Origin of the sequence: Streptococcus oralis (genome assembly GCF_001579025.1) — a bacterium.
GTDB classification, from domain to species: Bacteria; Bacillota; Bacilli; order Lactobacillales; family Streptococcaceae; genus Streptococcus; species Streptococcus oralis_X.
Genome location: NZ_KQ970236.1, coordinates 50218 through 66045, shown reverse-complemented (window position 1 = coordinate 66045; position 15828 = coordinate 50218). Strand labels below are relative to the sequence as shown.

Genomic DNA, 15828 nt, shown 5'->3' with positions numbered 1-15828 from the left:
TTGATACCCCCTTAGTACTTCATCATCTTGATTATAAAATACAATATACCTTGTCGTAAAATTTGTTAACCTTTTTCACAAATTTATTTTAGATTTCTTTTTTACTTTTTATATTACTATGATACAATATTTTTAATCAGTTTCAATTTATTGTTAACTTTTTTCACAAATAAGGAGGGAATCATGCGCTACGATTTTGGAAATGTTTATAAAGAAATCCGTGAGTCAAAAGGATTGACTCAAGAAGAGGTCTGTGGGGGTGTTCTCTCAAGAACCAGCCTATCAAAAATAGAAAGTGGCAAGACAACTCCAAAATATGAGAATATGGAATTTCTTCTCCAGCAAATTAATATGAGTTTTGAAGAGTTTGAATATATTTGCCATCTCTACCACCCAAGTGAACGATCAACTATCATGCAGACTTTTCTAAAAATGGCTTCTATTAGTGGTACGAGCGACTTAAGTAAATTACTCAAAAAATGCCAACATTATCTAAAAACACATCATGATTTTCCCATCCAGCAGTTGCAAGATATGCTCGAAATCGTTATCTACATCCGTGAAAATGGGATAGAAAAATTGTCAAGTAAGGTTGACAACATTGTAAACAGATTATGGGATAAGATTGAGAAACAAGATACTTGGTATGAGAGTGACCTCAAAGTCCTTAATACCATTCTCTTTGCTTTTCCTATGGAGTATATTCATCAGATTACCGAAAAAATTCTCGAACGACTAGAGGTTTATAAACACTATAGTCCTGTCTTTCAGCTTCGTATGATGTTGCTTCTGAATCTCTCAACTCTTTATCTTTACAATGGTGATAAGTTGCTTTGCAAACAGCTTTGCTACACTCTCTTAGAGGAGGCAAAAGCAAGCAAACAGTACGATACACTTGCGTTTTCCTATATTCGTATCGGCATTTGTGCTAATGATGCTCAGTTGATACAGAATGGACTCTCCTTAGCTAAACTAGTAGAAGATGAACACTTACTAACAGAGCTAGAGCGAGAAGTTAACATCTTTGTAAACAAAAAAGAGCCCTAAAGGACTCTTGTATTCTTAATACCAACCGTTGTTAAGCCAGAAGTTCTTGGCAGCTGTCCATGAACCGTAACGTCCTGCAACGTAGGCATCTGCAACACGTTCTTGGTTTTCAGCTGAGTAGTCACCGTTCAAGTATGAATCTGTCAATTGGTAACGTCCGATGTAACGTCCGTTTGTAGCTGTGTAGCTACCACCTGATTCTTTTTGAGCGATCCATTCTTTGGCTTCTGCTTCAGAACCGCTTACAGTAGAAGCTGATGCAGTGTTGCTTTCTGCTGCTGGAGCTGCTGGTGCAGCTGGTGCTTCATAAGTTGTTGTTGCTGGAGCTTCTTCAACTGTTTCTGTAGCTACTGGAGCTGTTTCTTCCGTTGTTGCTGCTGGAGCTGCAGTAGAAGCTGTTCCTTCAATAACCAAAACTTGGTCAACATAGATAAGATGAATATCTTTGATGTTGTTTTTTGCCGCCAATTTTTCAACAGTTGTGTTGTACTTCTCAGCGATTTCTGAAAGAGTATCACCTGATTTAACTGTGTAAGTTACAGTTTCTTGGGCAGATGCAAGTGATGGAGCAAAGAAAGCAAGCAAAGCTGCTACTCCTGCGATAGTTGTTTTAATTTTTTTAGTTGTTAATGACATATCTAAAAATTCTCCTTTTTATCTATGATACTATTCTACTCCTCGAATGTTACCGTTGTTTAACGGTTTTATGTAGAAATATTACAAAAATGTTTTATATTTACCGTTTTATGGAGGTTTTTGTCACAAAAGACCTTATTTTATACTATCTTTAATCATTTTAAGCTTTTGATAAGGGAAATAAGCGCAGAGGTCCATTCTTTGATATAATAGATATAAGAATCTTTGTAAGGGGAAACAGATGCACTCACTTCGTTTTCAATCTGTCTTTGATATTATCGGACCAGTCATGATTGGCCCGTCAAGTAGCCATACTGCTGGTGCTGTTCGTATCGGGAAAATTGTCTCTTCCATCTTTGATGATACGCCGACAGAAGTCGAATTCCAATTATTTAATTCATTTGCTAAGACCTACCGTGGCCATGGAACGGACCTTGCTCTCGTCGCTGGTATATTAGGTATGGATACGGACGATCCCGATATTCCAAATAGCCTAGAGATTGCCCATAAACGTGGTATCAAGATTGTCTGGACCATTCAGAAAGACAGCAACGCTCCTCACCCTAACACCACTAAAATTACTGTGAAGAATGAACACAAGTCCATCAGTGTGACAGGAATTTCCATTGGTGGGGGAAATATCCAAGTTACGGAGCTTAACGGCTTTGCTGTCTCTCTCAACATGAACACACCGACCATCATCATCGTGCATCAGGATGTTCCAGGTATGATTGCCCATGTCACAGAAGCCCTCTCTCGTTTCGATATCAATATCGCTCAGATGAATGTGACTCGAGAAAAAGCTGGAGAAAAAGCCATTATGATTATCGAAGTCGATAGTCGAAGTTGCGAAGAGGCGATTAAAGAAATCCGAAAAATCCCTCATCTCCACAATGTCAATTTCTTTAAGTAGGAGGAAGCATGTTTTATTCTATCAAAGAATTGGTCGAGCAGGCGGATCTAGACTTCCAAGGAAATGTCGCAGAACTCATGATTTCGACAGAATATCAACTAACCGGTCGGGAACGTCCAGAAGTTCTCCTCCTCATGGAACGCAATCTAGAAGTCATGAAAGCCTCTGTCGAGCTCGGTCTCAGTGAAAACAAATCCCGTAGTGGCTTAACGGGTGGAGATGCGGCCAAACTAGACCGCCATCTCAAAAGTGGCAAGGCCTTGTCTGACTTCACCATCCTATCAGCAGCACGTAATGCCATCGCGGTCAATGAACACAATGCGAAGATGGGCTTGGTCTGCGCTACTCCAACCGCAGGAAGTGCTGGCTGTCTGCCAGCCGTTCTCACTGCTGCTATCCAAAAATTAGACCTTAGCCACGAAGAACAGCTGGATTTCCTCTTTGCTGCTGGTGCCTTTGGACTAGTTATCGCAAACAACGCCTCTATCTCAGGCGCTGAAGGTGGCTGCCAGGCCGAAGTTGGCTCTGCCTCTGCCATGAGTGCCGCAGCCTTGACCTTAGCTGCAGGTGGAACGCCCTATCAGGCTAGCCAAGCCATTGCCTTTGTCATTAAAAATATGCTGGGCCTCATCTGCGACCCCGTCGCTGGTTTGGTCGAAGTTCCCTGTGTTAAGCGCAATGCCATGGGAGCCAGCTTTGCCTTTATCGCAGCAGACATGGCCTTGGCAGGTATCGAGTCTAAGATCCCTGTTGACGAAGTCATTGATGCTATGTACCAAGTCGGATCGAGCCTTCCAACTGCCTTTCGTGAAACAGCTGAGGGTGGACTCGCCGCTACACCTACTGGTCGCCGCCTACAAAAAGAAATCTTCGGAGAATAAGCTTATCTATATCTATTAGGAGAAACTATGCCCTCTATCACAGCAATCTTTTTTGATCTAGACGGAACCCTGGTTGACAGTTCCATCGGGATCCACAATGCCTTTACCCATACCTTTAAAGAGCTAGGAGTTCCAAGCCCCGATGCCAAAACCATTCGTGGTTTCATGGGCCCGCCACTTGAAAGTAGCTTTGCAACATGTCTTCCCAAGGAACAAATCTCAGAAGCTGTGCAGATATACCGCTCTTACTACAAGGAAAAAGGCATCCACGAAGCCCAACTCTTCCCCCGAATAACGGAATTGCTCCAAGAGCTTTCGCAAAACTACCCTCTCTACATCACTACAACAAAGAATACTCCTACTGCTCATGATATGACTAAAAATCTGGGAATCCATCATTTCTTTGATGGCATTTACGGCTCTAGTCCTGAAACGCCACACAAGGCGGATGTCATCCGTTACGCCTTGCAAACGCATCAACTCCATGCAGACCAAGTCCTCATCATCGGGGACACCAAGTTTGATATGATCGGAGCTCAAGAAACTGGTATTAAAAAGTTTGCTGTTACTTGGGGATTTGGAGAAGAGGCTGATTTGCTCAGCTATCAGCCTGACTGGATTGCCCGTACCATTGATGATATCATTAAGCAACTATAAATAATACAACATACAAAAATACTCCTAACACTAGTGAACTAGGTTGAGGAGTATTTTTTATATATTGTTATTATCAGAAGGAATCAACTCTATGCTTAAGCAGTAATTTGATCCTGTTCTTCAGTATCTGTATCTTCATCCTTCTTACTTGGCCAAGCAAGCATGACAATAAGCGCAATCGGTCCAACGAGAGGAACCAAAGCAATGAAGATAAAGGCCCAGTGGAAACCAGCGTCTCGTAAGCAGCGAAGCGACTCAGCCGCTTTAAAATAGAGTAGAAATATCTTAATATTTTCGTACCATTTCTTCAAACTGAGAGTCTTCAGTGTTCTCTTTATTTGTTTCACTATTCTCTATCACTTTTTCTCCAAATCGTTGACTTGGCATAGCGAGCATAACGAGCAGTGTTATTGCACCCAAAGGAACAAATACAATAAAAATATAGGCCCAATGGATACCCACATCTCGTAAGCGACGTACTATCAGTGCTAGTAGAGGAACAAACTCTATTATAAACAAAATAATACACATACTGAAGACCGCAATATTCCTGATGGCTTTATCAGATTCTACTCCAGTAAAAAGTGAGTAGTAGGCGGGCGAGAAAATCACCATATTTAGTAGCCAAACCCACCAAAATTCTGGACGTGTGGAACGACCAGAAAAATTTGCATAGCCTTTGAAAAAACTCCTAATAGCACTCAGCATACAAAAATCTCCTTTTGACTTTAATACTTATTTCGCAAAGTTATGTTACCAGCTTAAAATAGAGGTAGTTTTTAGATTGTCTGAAATCACTCTCCTGATAGATCACATAACATCGTCCCTTGAATAGTTGCGCTTATTAAACCTTTGAAAGATCCGATGTTCTCTACTCTCTATTTATAAAAACCAGCTTTCTGATTCTCTCAGAAAACTGGCGATAGTTGTTTCATTATGAAGGTAGTTGGACACTCTTACTCAGCATGAGTTGTCTCATTCGCAAAGGAAATAATCGCTTCTTTGAGCTCATCTCCGCTGAGTGAACGGAACTCTTCAATCTTTTGATCAATCGCTTCTAGCGGCATGACATTTACCTTACCAACGAAAATCTTGTCCATGACTTGGTTATCAACCAATTCGGTCGAAACCAAGAGTTCTTCATAGAGTTTTTCACCTGGTCGAATACCGACCTCAACGATTGGAATTTCACTTTCCGTGTGCCCACTTAGAAGGACCATTTTCTTAGCCAAGTCATAAATCTTGACTGGTTTGCCCATATCGAGGATAAAGACTTCTCCGTCCTTGGCATAAGCGCCAGCATGGATTACTAGACGGCTAGCCTCTGGAATGGTCATGAAGTAACGTGTCATACGGAAGTCTGTCACCGTTACAGGACCGCCTTCAGCAATCTGACGTTCAAAGACAGGAATCACGCTACCACGACTACCCAGAACATTTCCAAAACGGACTGCACAGTAGGTTGATTTGCTACGTTGGTTAAAGCCAGTGACAATCAATTCTGCCACGCGCTTAGTCGCACCCATAACATTCGGTGGATTGACCGCCTTGTCAGTCGAAATCATAACCATCTTAGGTACTTTGGCCTCATCAACAGCCTTGGCAACATTGTAGGTACCGAGGATATTGTTCTTAAAGGCTTCTTTTGGATTGCGCTCCATCATCGGAACGTGTTTGTGGGCTGCAGCATGGTAAACAATGGCTGGTTTGTACTGCTCAAACACCTGCAAGAGACGGTCATAGTCCTGAATATCTGCAATAACAGGAACATAATCAATCCCTTGGAATGTACGGATCAATTCATGATAAACGAGATAGATTGAGTTTTCACCATGTCCAAGCAAGACAATACGCTCGGGATTAAAGCGACTAACCTGACGACAAATCTCTGAACCAATCGAACCACCTGCCCCTGTCACCAGGATGGTCTTGCCTGTAATCTCAGTACCCAGACGCGATTCGTCGAGACGAATTTCCTGACGGCCCAAAAGGTCTGTGATATCAATTTTTTGGAAACCACTACCTGGTTGATGGAGTCCTTGAACGACTGTCTCAACCTTAGGCATCTTGTAACATTTGACGCCTAGCTTATTACACATCTGCAAGATGCGTTCGTACTCTGATGGGTCAAGCGAAGGGATCGCTACGATGACACGCTCGATTTGGTGACGTTTAGCTAATTCAGGTAGATTATCATAAGAGCCCAGAACTGGGATCCCACCTAGTTTTTGTCCCTTTTTCTTTTCATCGTTATCCAAAATCCCCACTAGCTCAAGGTCGCTAGTTGGATGTTGGTAGCTGTTCATAAAGAGGGCACCACCATCACCAGCACCGATCAAGAAGGTACGACGATGCTCCCCATCTCCACTACCTTTTTTACGTTTGGAATAAATCAACTGCCAAGTGATACGAGGAAGCAAGATGAGGAAGGTACTCAACAAAATGAAGAGCACGATGAAACGGATAGAAAACAATGGAAGGAAGGCATAGCAGATTCCATAAGAAAGAACACTGCTGAGCATCACTCCGAAAAAGATTTTCATGAAATCCGTAATCTTGCTATAACGACTGATACTAGCATTTAGCCCCCAAAACGCAATCATGATTTGATAGAGGAGGAAGGCTAAAAGAGTGTAGATCACGTAATCCACAGGCGCAGGATTTATAAGGCCATAAAACAAGATATAAGATACGATGATGGAAACCACCATACTCAAAATATCGAATATCCCCCAAAACACTTGTTTTTGCTGTTTATTTAAAATTTCAACCAGATCAATCACATAATCTGTTAGTTTTTTATTCATAGGAATTTACTCCCCCTTAAAAGAGTCGGATAAAGCTGTGGTTAGTTCCTTTGAGAACATCTAATCTAATTCTTCAAATAAACCGTTTGATTTCTGTATGTTTGCTTCCATTTAAATCCCTTAATAAGGCCAAGTAATGTTCCAAACCCATAAGAAAAATGAATGGCAAACAAGAGAATAGGCATTAGAAATAATAGTGTGTTTTTATTTTTCACATAAGTTAATACTGTCAACATAAGAACAAACAGACAGTAAATCGTAAATAGAGAAAAAAGAAATATTACTGAGAATGGCACTAACAAAATACTTAGAAAGATACTTAGAACAAAAACAAAAGGAACATAATGAAAAAGTGATAGACACTGTGGCTTAACATGTGTTGTTAAACCAATCCACAATCCATTAGAATATTTTTGATAGAGCATCTTTTTAAGAGTCGGCCGAATGTACTGATAAGATAAAACACTAGGGCTATACCGAATACGATATCCATGTTTTCTGATTCGATAGTGAAGCTCATTGTCTTCTGTTCGTCCAAGCTGCTCATCTACCAAGCCAACTTGCTGAAAAACTTCTCGTCTGTACATCCCATGGAAAATAGAAGATACATACGTATCTTGAGAACTATTGCGATAATCAGCAATACTACTTCCGAACATATTTTCTTCAACAAGATGCAAGACTTCTGACCACTTATCTTTTTCTTCCACAATTGTCGGTCTTGCTCCTCCACAAACAGACTCTCCTTGGTTAATCAGAGTAACATTCGCACTCACAAAATTTGCTGTAACTTTCGAGTGAGCATCAATCTTCAAAATGACGTCACCTATCGATTGCTTGATACCTAAATTAAACCCACTAGCTTGATTTTTCTTGGGATTATCGTAAAGCCTAATGGATTTAAATTCATTATTTTCCTTTATAAATTGTTGTATAATCTCTTTTGTAGCATCAGTTGACATAGCATTAATAAACAGAATCTCAATATTTTTTTTATCATAGGTTTGATTTTTCAAATCTTCAATGAGATCTGGCAAATATTTTTCTTCATTGTATGCGCTGATTACAATTGAGACTAGTTTTTCACCGACATTTTGAGTCACTTCTACTCTCCTGATTTATTCCTTCCACTATTTTATCACAAAATTTCCTAGTTTCCTATTTTTATATCAAATCAAGGAAAATTCTAGTAAAGAAATCCGTCCCTTTTCACTTTATTTTCACTTCCATTGATTGATCTGTCTTGGCTGCCATTACTTGACATTATAAGGAAAAAACCTTAAAATAAGCTGTTATTAAAATCATCCTATCGAGGTTTTCATGAAAAAACAATCACTCTTTTTTGTTCTAGGAATTGTCTTAATCGGAACTGTTTTACGCTCTCCCTTTACTGCTCTTCCAACTATTTTAGGAGATATCGCTCAGGGACTAGGAGTGGAGGTTAGCTCTCTTGGGATTTTAACCAGTCTCCCTCTCTTGATGTTTGCTCTTTTCTCTGCTTTTGCGAGCCGCTTGGCACAAAAAATCGGACTAGAACATCTCTTTACTTATTGTCTCCTCCTCTTAACTGTTGGTTCTGTCATTCGGATTTTCAATCTTCCCCTTCTCTATCTAGGGACCCTAATTGTGGGAGCAAGCATTGCGATCTTCAATGTACTGCTCCCAAGTATGATCCAGGCAAATCAGCCTCAAAAGATTAGTTTCCTAACAACTCTCTATGTCACTGCCATGGGAATTTCGACAGCCATCGCTTCTTATCTTTCAGTCCCTATCACCCAAGCTAGTTCTTGGAAGGGCCTCATCCTCGTTCTCAGCTTTCTCTGTCTGGTCACTCTGCTAGTCTGGTTGCCAAATCATCGCCACAACCACCACCTAGAAAGCCAAAAAGAAAAGCAAGTCAAAGAGAATATTCTAAAAAGTAAAGATGTCTGGGCTATCATTATCTTTGGCGGGCTTCAGTCCTTGCTCTTTTATACAAGCATGACATGGTTGCCAACTATGGCTGTTAGTGCTGGTATTTCTAATAGTGATGCGGCTCTCCTCGCTTCTATTTTCTCACTGATCAGCATTCCTTTTTCAATGACTGTTCCAAGTCTGACCACTCGTCTGTCAGATGGTCACCGTCGAATCATGCTGGCAACTATCTCTATCGCTGGTATGATGGGAATTGCCATGCTCTTGTATCCAGCCAATAATTTCCTCTACTGGTTAGTCGTCCATCTCTTGATTGGAACGGCCTGCAGTGCCCTCTTCCCCTACCTCATGGTTTGCTTTTCTCTTAAAACTAGCTCGCCTGAAAAGACCGCTCAGCTATCAGGACTAGCGCAAACAGGGGGCTACATCTTAGCTGCTTTTGGACCTGCCTTGTTTGGTTATAGTTTTGAACTTTTCCAATCTTGGGTCCCAGCTGTCCTTACCCTTCTAACCATCGATATCATCATGACTATCTCACTCTTTATGGTGGATCGGGCGGATAAAATCCTTTAATTTTTCTAAAATACTTCTCAGATACAAACAATGCAAAGCCAGATTCTGTCTGGCTTTTTAGCTTCATTCCCTTTCAAATAAAGAGAAGAAACCTGCCAACCACTGCTCCTATCTACAAAAATGGTATAATATTATTAAACAAAATCCTAGATACAACTTTTTTGTATTAGAATAGTATGGGAACCTAAAAGGTTATTACTTCGGGGATTGAAGTACGGCTAAGTTATTAACAGACCAGAGATCTATCTAAAGTAAAATTTTGAATCAACATTGACTGTTCCAACGCCCTTAAGAAGAGTTAATTTGATAAAAAATCTCAATTGTCCAAGGACTATAGAATCATTTAAGGAGAAAGTGATATGTTCGCAAAAGCTGGAGACGTTTATTGCGTTTACAATACCCATCTAAAAAAATACATTGCTTATCAGATAACGAAGTTAGAAGAGAAAGGAGAAAAGTTAAAGGCTATTCTTCTGTCATTAGACTGGGTTGGAGAACAACCTCTTAAAGAAGAAGAACTATCCTCATTGAAGCCACTCTATAAAGATTTTATGTACTGGGAACGAGGCCTACACCTAAGTTATGTAGATATTAATGTCCCAGCCAATTATATTTTTATCGGAAATAGATCACCTTTAACGACTGAAAGCACCAATGCATATGCGGTGTCTTGGGGAAATGGCTACGACGTTTATAGGCAATTAAAATGGCAAGAAATACCAAAAGAGAAAAGAGACTTCTTTAAAAAGGCGGATAAGAGCAAGGAAAAGGTCCTATTTCTAGAGGAAGAATGTGCTATTTCTAGGCGAAATCTGAATAGTAAACTGACAGAGTTTGATGATGCTCTGGAATTGAAGGTTTTCCCTTGCTTGTCTGAACTGACCTTAAACAAATGGCCTCAAAATTTATACGAGTATCTACAGTTCAATCCATTTTTGAATGTGATGGAGCTTGAAAACCATGGACAAACAAAGTTAGATTTCTCTCATACATATCTACGTAGACTGACACTTAATATGACCGGAGTAGAGGAACTCCGATTAAACGATGATTTGGAAGAATTAATTTTAATTGGCGAATTTAACGAAAACTGTCAGATCCAAGTCAAAGACAATGGAGCTAATTTACGGTTACAGTCTCATAAATCTGTGCCCATTGTCCAGGGATTAAAAGATTTAGGGGCCCTACATTGCTCAGGTATTCTTGAAATCGACTTTGCACAAGTCTTGAGTTCCTATCCTAAACTTAGGGAATTGAGATTATGGGGGAAACCAGGAAACATCCGTAATTTCCATATATTATCAGAATTCAAAGAACTAGCCGTTTTTTCAACCGTCGATCTGTTTGGCTTTACCGCAGAAGATATTCCTAGACCAGAAGATTTACCGAAACTAAACATGTTTTGGATGAGTAGCTTACCCGAAGATGCCGCTAAAGTAGCTAAAACATATTATAAAAAACAACAAGAAAAGGGACTAAATCTCTGGATTCAAAAACCTAGAAAATCTGAATGGCTGGCACAAAACTTGAACAATCCATTTCGTTCATGGGATGGACAAGAGAATATTTCAGTCGCAAACGCAAAAAAAGCAGCTACTCTATATAAAAAGACGAGAGCTGGTATTAGCAAGCTCTTTAAGAGTTCAGCTGACGAAATGATGCAGCAAGTCACTGACTTAGTAAGAGTTTATACCGAAGGCTTTAATAAAATGGACAAGCGTAACTGTTTTATTGAAACAAACGAACGGGAGGACATCTACGCTGCTCTTGTTGATCTTTTAAATTTGATACCAGCTGAATTCAATATCAATAAAGAAAAACTGTTACAAGTATTTGACGAGCTAAGGGATTTTTAGATTGAAAGTTTGCTTAAGTCAATGTTTAAAATGGAGACTATTACAACTCGCTTTATACAAAATATCACAATAGAAAATCGGCAAGTCGACAGGGAAAATTTGTTTGCAATCAGTTATTGTCTAAAAATAGCAAAACATATACTGTGTGTTCATATCTCTTGGATTGCAGGCTACGACCGCTATTATGAGTTGGATGAAGGTGATAGGGCTATCTTTGAAATTGAACGGGAAACATTTCTCAAAAAATATGAAAAAGAAATCAAGACACATCTGACTGAAAGAATGATTGGTGCAGGGGCGTTGAGGGATTATGATTTTAGATGTTTGCCTGATGACATCCTAGAAAGATTGGACGCATACCCTCCATTTGGAGGCTATGTCTATCAAGATAGCTTACTCTGTACCCGAATCAAAATTGAAGACAGGTATTTTAATCTTCCGCCAATTTATGATAAAAAGTACAGATAGTAAACACATCAAGGTTCAGATAGAGATACATAAATGTATATAAACAATAAGTATTGAAACAATTATATCGGTGATAGTGATGAACTGGAGAATCTCGCCCTTTGTAAAATAACTACCCGAGAATAATCAGGAGGTTGCCATGGCAATAGACGGAGTAAAGATTATAGACAGCGATGATGCTTACGATATTTATAACACCATAGTGGGAAGATATAAAAACGGCGAAAATATTGCTAAGATAATCGAAGATATTTTAAATGATGAAAATAATTTTTGTATAGATGATTTTTATACTGAGATTTATTGGACAGCCTTTGCCTACTCCTTGTGGAAGATTGGACATTTACCAGAAGACATAAAAAATAAAACTCTCAAAATCATCGAAAAAGGAGCGGATAAGTTCTGGCTTGAAATTGACAGCAAAGCATTAAAACAAAGACAGAAAGCACTTAATAAACTAGCTATTCAGCTACAAAGTGTCAATCCGAAACCTCTTAAAGTTCCAAAGGCAAAAACAAAGAGGGAGCCGTACTTTAAGGTAGGAGATGTGCTTGTGGTTCAATTTGAAAATGAATACGGAGTCGGTTTTGTTTCAGATCTCGATCAAAGTCCGAGAAAAATAGAATATCACCTAGCCTTTACAAAGTTGCTACAAAAGAATAAGCCCACTATGACGGATTTTTTGAATAGTGAGATTGCTTGCAAGATGAATAATAGACAGTATGCTATTGATACTGACTGCTGGTTTAATCACAAGGATTTGGGGCTTTTACTAGATAAATTCGAGAAGATTGGTAAGGTCATATTAGAAGATTATGCTCTGTGGACTTTAGCACCTGCCTGCACCTTGGGTGATATCTATGAAGAAATCACAGCGACTAAGGGAGCCCGAGGTCTTCGTTTTATGGAGATGTATAAATTGATAAAAGATATGGAATAAATGAGGAAGATAAGGGTTTAGATAGGAAAGAAATCTGTTTCAAAGCATATCCTAGATTATACATCATGATTCTAGCTTATCTTTAAAATATAAATTTCTGTGAAATAGCTAATGTTAGTTCCTCTAAACTCCTAGTTTTTACTAGGAGTTTTTTTATATATAAAATTTTTACACATATTTCTTGACAGGGCTTTCAACTTGAGATACAATATATTTGAAAAGAGTATATATAAAATTTTTATATAATATAAAGGAGGTTTCCCATGTACTTCCCAACATCAGCGGCCTTGATTGAATTTCTCATCTTGGCCATCCTAGAACAAGGGGATTCCTATGGTTATGAAATTAGTCAAACCATTAAACTCATTGCCAAAATCAAGGAATCTACCCTCTACCCCATCTTGAAAAAACTGGATACCAACCGCTATCTGACTACATACTCTCGCGAATACCAAGGTCGGATGCGGAAATACTACTCCTTAACAGAGATTGGGGAGGAGCAACTATTTGTACTCAGAGAAGAGTGGACACTCTACACTGACACTATCAACGGCATCATAGAAGGGAGCGTCCGCCATGACAAGAACTGAATATTTGAATCAGCTTGAAGCCTATCTGATGAAGCTTCCTCAAGCTGATCGTATCGAAGCCATGGACTACTTCAAAGAACTCTTTGATGATGCTGGTCCAGAAGGTGAGGAAGAACTCATAGCTAGCCTCGGTAGTCCAAAAGAGGCTGCCCATGACATCCTGACTACACTTCTTGATAAAAAAATCAACGAAGAAAATTCCAATAAGAACAACCGTCAGGTTTTACAAATCGCAATCCTCGCACTTCTGGCTGCACCTATTGGGATTCCAGTCGGGATTGCTCTTCTCATGGCTATCATCGGGATTTTTATCGCTGCTGTCAGCGTACTTATAGCCTTCTTTGCTGTATCAGTAGCTGGACTAATCCTAGGAGGCTTTCTCCTATTTGAAAGCTTCTACGTTCTGGCTGAATCTACATCTGCCTTTATGCTGATTTTTGGTGGAGGTTTACTGGCAATCGGAGCTTCGTCCCTAGTTTTGCTAGCAACTTCCTATGTGACCCGTTTCTTTGGAATACTAATCCTTCGACTCATTCAGTGGATTCTTAATAGAGGAAAGAGAGGTGAAAGTCATGCGTAAATTAACAAAAGGATTTCTTATCTTTGGTGTTGTTACTAGTATCATCGGTTTTACCATGATGATCATCGGCATCCAAACCGATGGTGTCAGAAGCCTCCTTGCAATGTCTCAAAATCCAGTCTTTGAGAGCCAAATGGAAGAGCTCACATTTGATCAAGATATCGAAAATCTTAACATCTCACTAACACAACATTCTCTAGTTATTACGGAGTCAAACGATGATAAGATTCACATCCAGTATCATCCAACCATCTCTGAAAAAGAGAATCTTCAACATTCTAGCAAAGAAAAAACTCTTGAGATTTCCGACACCAAGTCAACTACACGTCCTTCTGTTGGTTCTAGTATCCAGGGTATCCTCTTTATCGTAAGCGGAGTTTCTAGTCGCAATGATGAAGTTGTTCTCTCATTACCAAGAGGAAAGGACTTAAAAAATCTTACAGCTCAGGTTGACCATCGTATCCTTTCAATTTCCAATGCAAAAATCAGCAATGCCAAGATTCTGTCAAATGGATATCTCCTTCGTATCACTGATAGCGAGATTAAAAATAGCCAACTGATCACAACTGGAATTGTCAATGTATTTGAAACCAGTCTAACAGATAGCCGTATCCAAGCAGACCATGAACATATCTCTGCTGAGGATATTCAAGTACATGGTAAGGTAGAGCTAGAGTCAAAAAAAGATATGGTCATCAAGTTAGCTAAAAAAGAACTTGAGAGAATTAATGTAGAACTTTCTTCTGACCATGGTTCCATCTATCATCGTAGTCGGGAAGGATATAATCCAAACGAAGAAAACAAGGAAGATGAAGAGTTCTCTAATCCTTACAAATCCGAGAAAAAAGATACACAAGATTTACTTGTCGCAAAAGCTGGTCAGGACATCAACCTACCAAAAGAGGAGGTTCGCTCGCCTTCTTATAGATATCATGAATAAAAAGTTACTAATCAAAAGGGAGGTCTCATCATGACTCAAGAATGGTTCGAAAGTGCTGATTTCGAAAAAACAGCCATCAATGATAAAAAAGATAGTTCATCTGACCCAGTCATTCCCGAGGAAGAACTAAAAGAAAAAGAAGAAGAATTGCCAGTAGTCGAGGAAAATTCCCAAGCTATTCCAGAAGGTAAGGAAACTGACCCAGAAAAAGTAGAGGCTGAAGAACAAGAAGAACCTGAAGAAGAGCCGGCAACAAAGACAGACCAAGCAGAAAAACCAGTTAAGGAAGCATCTCAGCCTAGCAAATCTTTGGAAAGTCCATTTGTCCCAGATCCTGTACCTACAAAAACGGCAATCTTCAAAGAAGAACTAGCTGACTTTTGGATTTGGTTACAAGGTGCCCTTAAAGAGCCAACAGCAAGGTTCGATACAGATAAAAAACACAGTTACACTGCCTTTGCGCTCCTAACTATCTTTTCTGCCACGAGTTTCCTCTTTACAGTTTATCACGCCAAGCAAGCCTACTACGGCCATATGGCAGCCATCGACTCTAAAGCTCTCCAGCATTTCCCTTCACTAAATCTCTTTTCTATCTTCTCCATCTTGGTAGCGACAAGTCTCTTCTTCTTTTCAATCCTCATGGGTGGATTTGTAGTCAAACGCTTTGTCGACCAAGACCGTAACTGGACACTGGAAAAAGCCTTGCAAGAGTATAGCAGACTCTTCGCCCTTCCTATCCTGCTCACGGGTATTGCGAGTTTCTTTGCCTTCTTTAATAGTCTACGTTTTGCAGTATTGCTTTGCTTGATTAGCATTGGGCTGACTCTCTTGGCCAATCTCTACATCATCTCAAAACCTAGTAAAGATAGTCAAATCGACCCCTTCTATCGCCTTCTCTTGGCCTTCCTAATCAACGGAAGCATCCTATTTCTCTTTTTCCTAGCAGAAATGGCTCTTGTTTTCGACTATCTTCGAATTCTTGTCTTCTTATAAAAAAAATCCCACGCATTTAAGTAATAAGCTGGG

Annotated in this window: 17 protein-coding genes; 12 read left to right on the top strand and 5 right to left on the bottom strand. The window is 39.6% G+C overall.

Annotation, left to right across the window (positions count from 1 at the left end):
• Nucleotides 1–183 precede the first annotated feature (183 nt).
• The gene (locus SORDD27_RS06590; RefSeq protein ID WP_001268190.1) at nt 184–1047 is read left to right on the top strand and encodes a helix-turn-helix domain-containing protein; all 864 of its coding nucleotides are present in this window, start codon (nt 184–186) and stop codon (nt 1045–1047) included.
• Nucleotides 1048–1062: 15 nt separating this feature from the next.
• Here the strand turns inward: SORDD27_RS06590 and apf are convergent, their stop codons facing one another.
• Nucleotides 1063–1683, bottom strand: a complete 621-nt coding sequence (apf, locus tag SORDD27_RS06585) for an aggregation-promoting factor (protein WP_061421502.1) — start codon at nt 1681–1683, stop codon at nt 1063–1065.
• A gap of 241 nt (nt 1684–1924) precedes the next feature.
• On the opposite strand from apf, the gene sdaAB reads away from it, so the two are divergent.
• From sdaAB to SORDD27_RS06570, 3 genes are read left to right on the top strand one after another with little or no spacing between them, the layout of a single operon-like run.
• Nucleotides 1925–2596, top strand: coding sequence for an L-serine ammonia-lyase, iron-sulfur-dependent subunit beta (sdaAB, locus tag SORDD27_RS06580; protein ID WP_000555869.1), 672 nt, complete (start codon nt 1925–1927; stop codon nt 2594–2596).
• Nucleotides 2597–2604: 8 nt separating this feature from the next.
• Nucleotides 2605–3477, top strand: a complete 873-nt coding sequence (gene sdaAA, locus SORDD27_RS06575; protein WP_061428188.1) for an L-serine ammonia-lyase, iron-sulfur-dependent, subunit alpha — start codon at nt 2605–2607, stop codon at nt 3475–3477.
• A 27-nt stretch (nt 3478–3504) separates the two neighbouring features.
• Nucleotides 3505–4134, top strand: a complete 630-nt coding sequence (locus SORDD27_RS06570; RefSeq protein WP_061428186.1) for an HAD-IA family hydrolase — start codon at nt 3505–3507, stop codon at nt 4132–4134.
• Between the two features lie 95 nt (nt 4135–4229).
• On the opposite strand, the gene SORDD27_RS06565 is transcribed toward SORDD27_RS06570, so the two are convergent.
• The 4 genes from SORDD27_RS06565 to SORDD27_RS06550 form a co-directional block, all read right to left on the bottom strand.
• Complete coding sequence (locus SORDD27_RS06565; RefSeq protein ID WP_000759535.1) at nt 4230–4445, bottom strand: DUF805 domain-containing protein; 216 nt, start codon at nt 4443–4445, stop codon at nt 4230–4232.
• A complete protein-coding gene (locus tag SORDD27_RS06560; RefSeq protein ID WP_061428184.1) occupies nt 4420–4842 on the bottom strand; it encodes a DUF805 domain-containing protein in 423 nt (140 codons plus the stop codon). Before SORDD27_RS06560 ends, SORDD27_RS06565 begins: the two co-directional genes overlap by 26 nt.
• A gap of 248 nt (nt 4843–5090) precedes the next feature.
• Nucleotides 5091–6941: a nucleoside-diphosphate sugar epimerase/dehydratase gene (locus tag SORDD27_RS06555; RefSeq protein WP_001035723.1), complete on the bottom strand. Its 1851-nt coding sequence runs from the start codon at nt 6939–6941 to the stop codon at nt 5091–5093.
• A 65-nt stretch (nt 6942–7006) separates the two neighbouring features.
• Nucleotides 7007–8059, bottom strand: coding sequence for a glycosyltransferase family 2 protein (locus tag SORDD27_RS06550; RefSeq protein ID WP_231069329.1), 1053 nt, complete (start codon nt 8057–8059; stop codon nt 7007–7009).
• A gap of 202 nt (nt 8060–8261) precedes the next feature.
• Between SORDD27_RS06550 and SORDD27_RS06545 the strand changes: the two genes are divergently transcribed.
• The 8 genes from SORDD27_RS06545 to SORDD27_RS06510 all read left to right on the top strand — a co-directional run bounded on the left by SORDD27_RS06545 (nt 8262) and on the right by SORDD27_RS06510 (nt 15795).
• Nucleotides 8262–9428, top strand: coding sequence for a CynX/NimT family MFS transporter (locus SORDD27_RS06545; RefSeq protein WP_061428180.1), 1167 nt, complete (start codon nt 8262–8264; stop codon nt 9426–9428).
• Nucleotides 9429–9787: 359 nt separating this feature from the next.
• Nucleotides 9788–11284 carry a hypothetical protein gene (locus SORDD27_RS06540; protein WP_061428178.1) on the top strand — a complete coding sequence of 499 codons (1497 nt, stop codon included), beginning with the start codon at nt 9788–9790 and terminating at the stop codon, nt 11282–11284.
• Nucleotides 11285–11314: 30 nt separating this feature from the next.
• A complete protein-coding gene (locus SORDD27_RS06535) occupies nt 11315–11752 on the top strand; it encodes a hypothetical protein (protein WP_231069320.1) in 438 nt (145 codons plus the stop codon).
• Between the two features lie 139 nt (nt 11753–11891).
• The gene (locus tag SORDD27_RS06530; RefSeq protein WP_061428174.1) at nt 11892–12692 is read left to right on the top strand and encodes a hypothetical protein; all 801 of its coding nucleotides are present in this window, start codon (nt 11892–11894) and stop codon (nt 12690–12692) included.
• 263 nt (nt 12693–12955) lie between these two features.
• Nucleotides 12956–13282, top strand: coding sequence for a PadR family transcriptional regulator (locus SORDD27_RS06525; protein WP_006153330.1), 327 nt, complete (start codon nt 12956–12958; stop codon nt 13280–13282).
• Nucleotides 13269–13862 (top strand): DUF1700 domain-containing protein, encoded by a 594-nt coding sequence (locus SORDD27_RS06520; protein ID WP_061428172.1) that lies wholly within the window; start codon nt 13269–13271, stop codon nt 13860–13862. The genes SORDD27_RS06525 and SORDD27_RS06520 overlap by 14 nt, the downstream gene beginning before the upstream one ends.
• Nucleotides 13855–14802, top strand: coding sequence for a DUF4097 family beta strand repeat-containing protein (locus SORDD27_RS06515; RefSeq protein WP_061428170.1), 948 nt, complete (start codon nt 13855–13857; stop codon nt 14800–14802). The genes SORDD27_RS06520 and SORDD27_RS06515 overlap by 8 nt, the downstream gene beginning before the upstream one ends.
• Nucleotides 14803–14832: 30 nt before the next feature.
• Entirely contained in the window at nt 14833–15795 is a 963-nt protein-coding gene (locus SORDD27_RS06510; protein ID WP_061428168.1) for a DUF6574 domain-containing protein, read from the top strand.
• Nucleotides 15796–15828 lie beyond the last annotated feature (33 nt).

Excerpts from the sequence above, each read along its gene's own strand:
- sdaAB (WP_000555869.1), top strand. The coding sequence starts at position 1,925 with ATGCACTCACTTCGTTTTCAATCTGTCTTTGATATTATCGGACCAGTC.
- SORDD27_RS06555 (WP_001035723.1), bottom strand. The coding sequence starts at position 6,941 with ATGAATAAAAAACTAACAGATTATGTGATTGATCTGGTTGAAATTTTA.
- SORDD27_RS06540 (WP_061428178.1), top strand. The coding sequence starts at position 9,788 with ATGTTCGCAAAAGCTGGAGACGTTTATTGCGTTTACAATACCCATCTA.
- SORDD27_RS06590 (WP_001268190.1), top strand. The coding sequence starts at position 184 with ATGCGCTACGATTTTGGAAATGTTTATAAAGAAATCCGTGAGTCAAAA.
- SORDD27_RS06525 (WP_006153330.1), top strand. The coding sequence starts at position 12,956 with ATGTACTTCCCAACATCAGCGGCCTTGATTGAATTTCTCATCTTGGCC.
- SORDD27_RS06535 (WP_231069320.1), top strand. The coding sequence starts at position 11,315 with ATGGAGACTATTACAACTCGCTTTATACAAAATATCACAATAGAAAAT.
- sdaAA (WP_061428188.1), top strand. The coding sequence starts at position 2,605 with ATGTTTTATTCTATCAAAGAATTGGTCGAGCAGGCGGATCTAGACTTC.
- SORDD27_RS06515 (WP_061428170.1), top strand. The coding sequence starts at position 13,855 with ATGCGTAAATTAACAAAAGGATTTCTTATCTTTGGTGTTGTTACTAGT.
- apf (WP_061421502.1), bottom strand. The coding sequence starts at position 1,683 with ATGTCATTAACAACTAAAAAAATTAAAACAACTATCGCAGGAGTAGCA.
- SORDD27_RS06530 (WP_061428174.1), top strand. The coding sequence starts at position 11,892 with ATGGCAATAGACGGAGTAAAGATTATAGACAGCGATGATGCTTACGAT.
- SORDD27_RS06545 (WP_061428180.1), top strand. The coding sequence starts at position 8,262 with ATGAAAAAACAATCACTCTTTTTTGTTCTAGGAATTGTCTTAATCGGA.
- SORDD27_RS06570 (WP_061428186.1), top strand. The coding sequence starts at position 3,505 with ATGCCCTCTATCACAGCAATCTTTTTTGATCTAGACGGAACCCTGGTT.
- SORDD27_RS06520 (WP_061428172.1), top strand. The coding sequence starts at position 13,269 with ATGACAAGAACTGAATATTTGAATCAGCTTGAAGCCTATCTGATGAAG.
- SORDD27_RS06560 (WP_061428184.1), bottom strand. The coding sequence starts at position 4,842 with ATGCTGAGTGCTATTAGGAGTTTTTTCAAAGGCTATGCAAATTTTTCT.
- SORDD27_RS06510 (WP_061428168.1), top strand. The coding sequence starts at position 14,833 with ATGACTCAAGAATGGTTCGAAAGTGCTGATTTCGAAAAAACAGCCATC.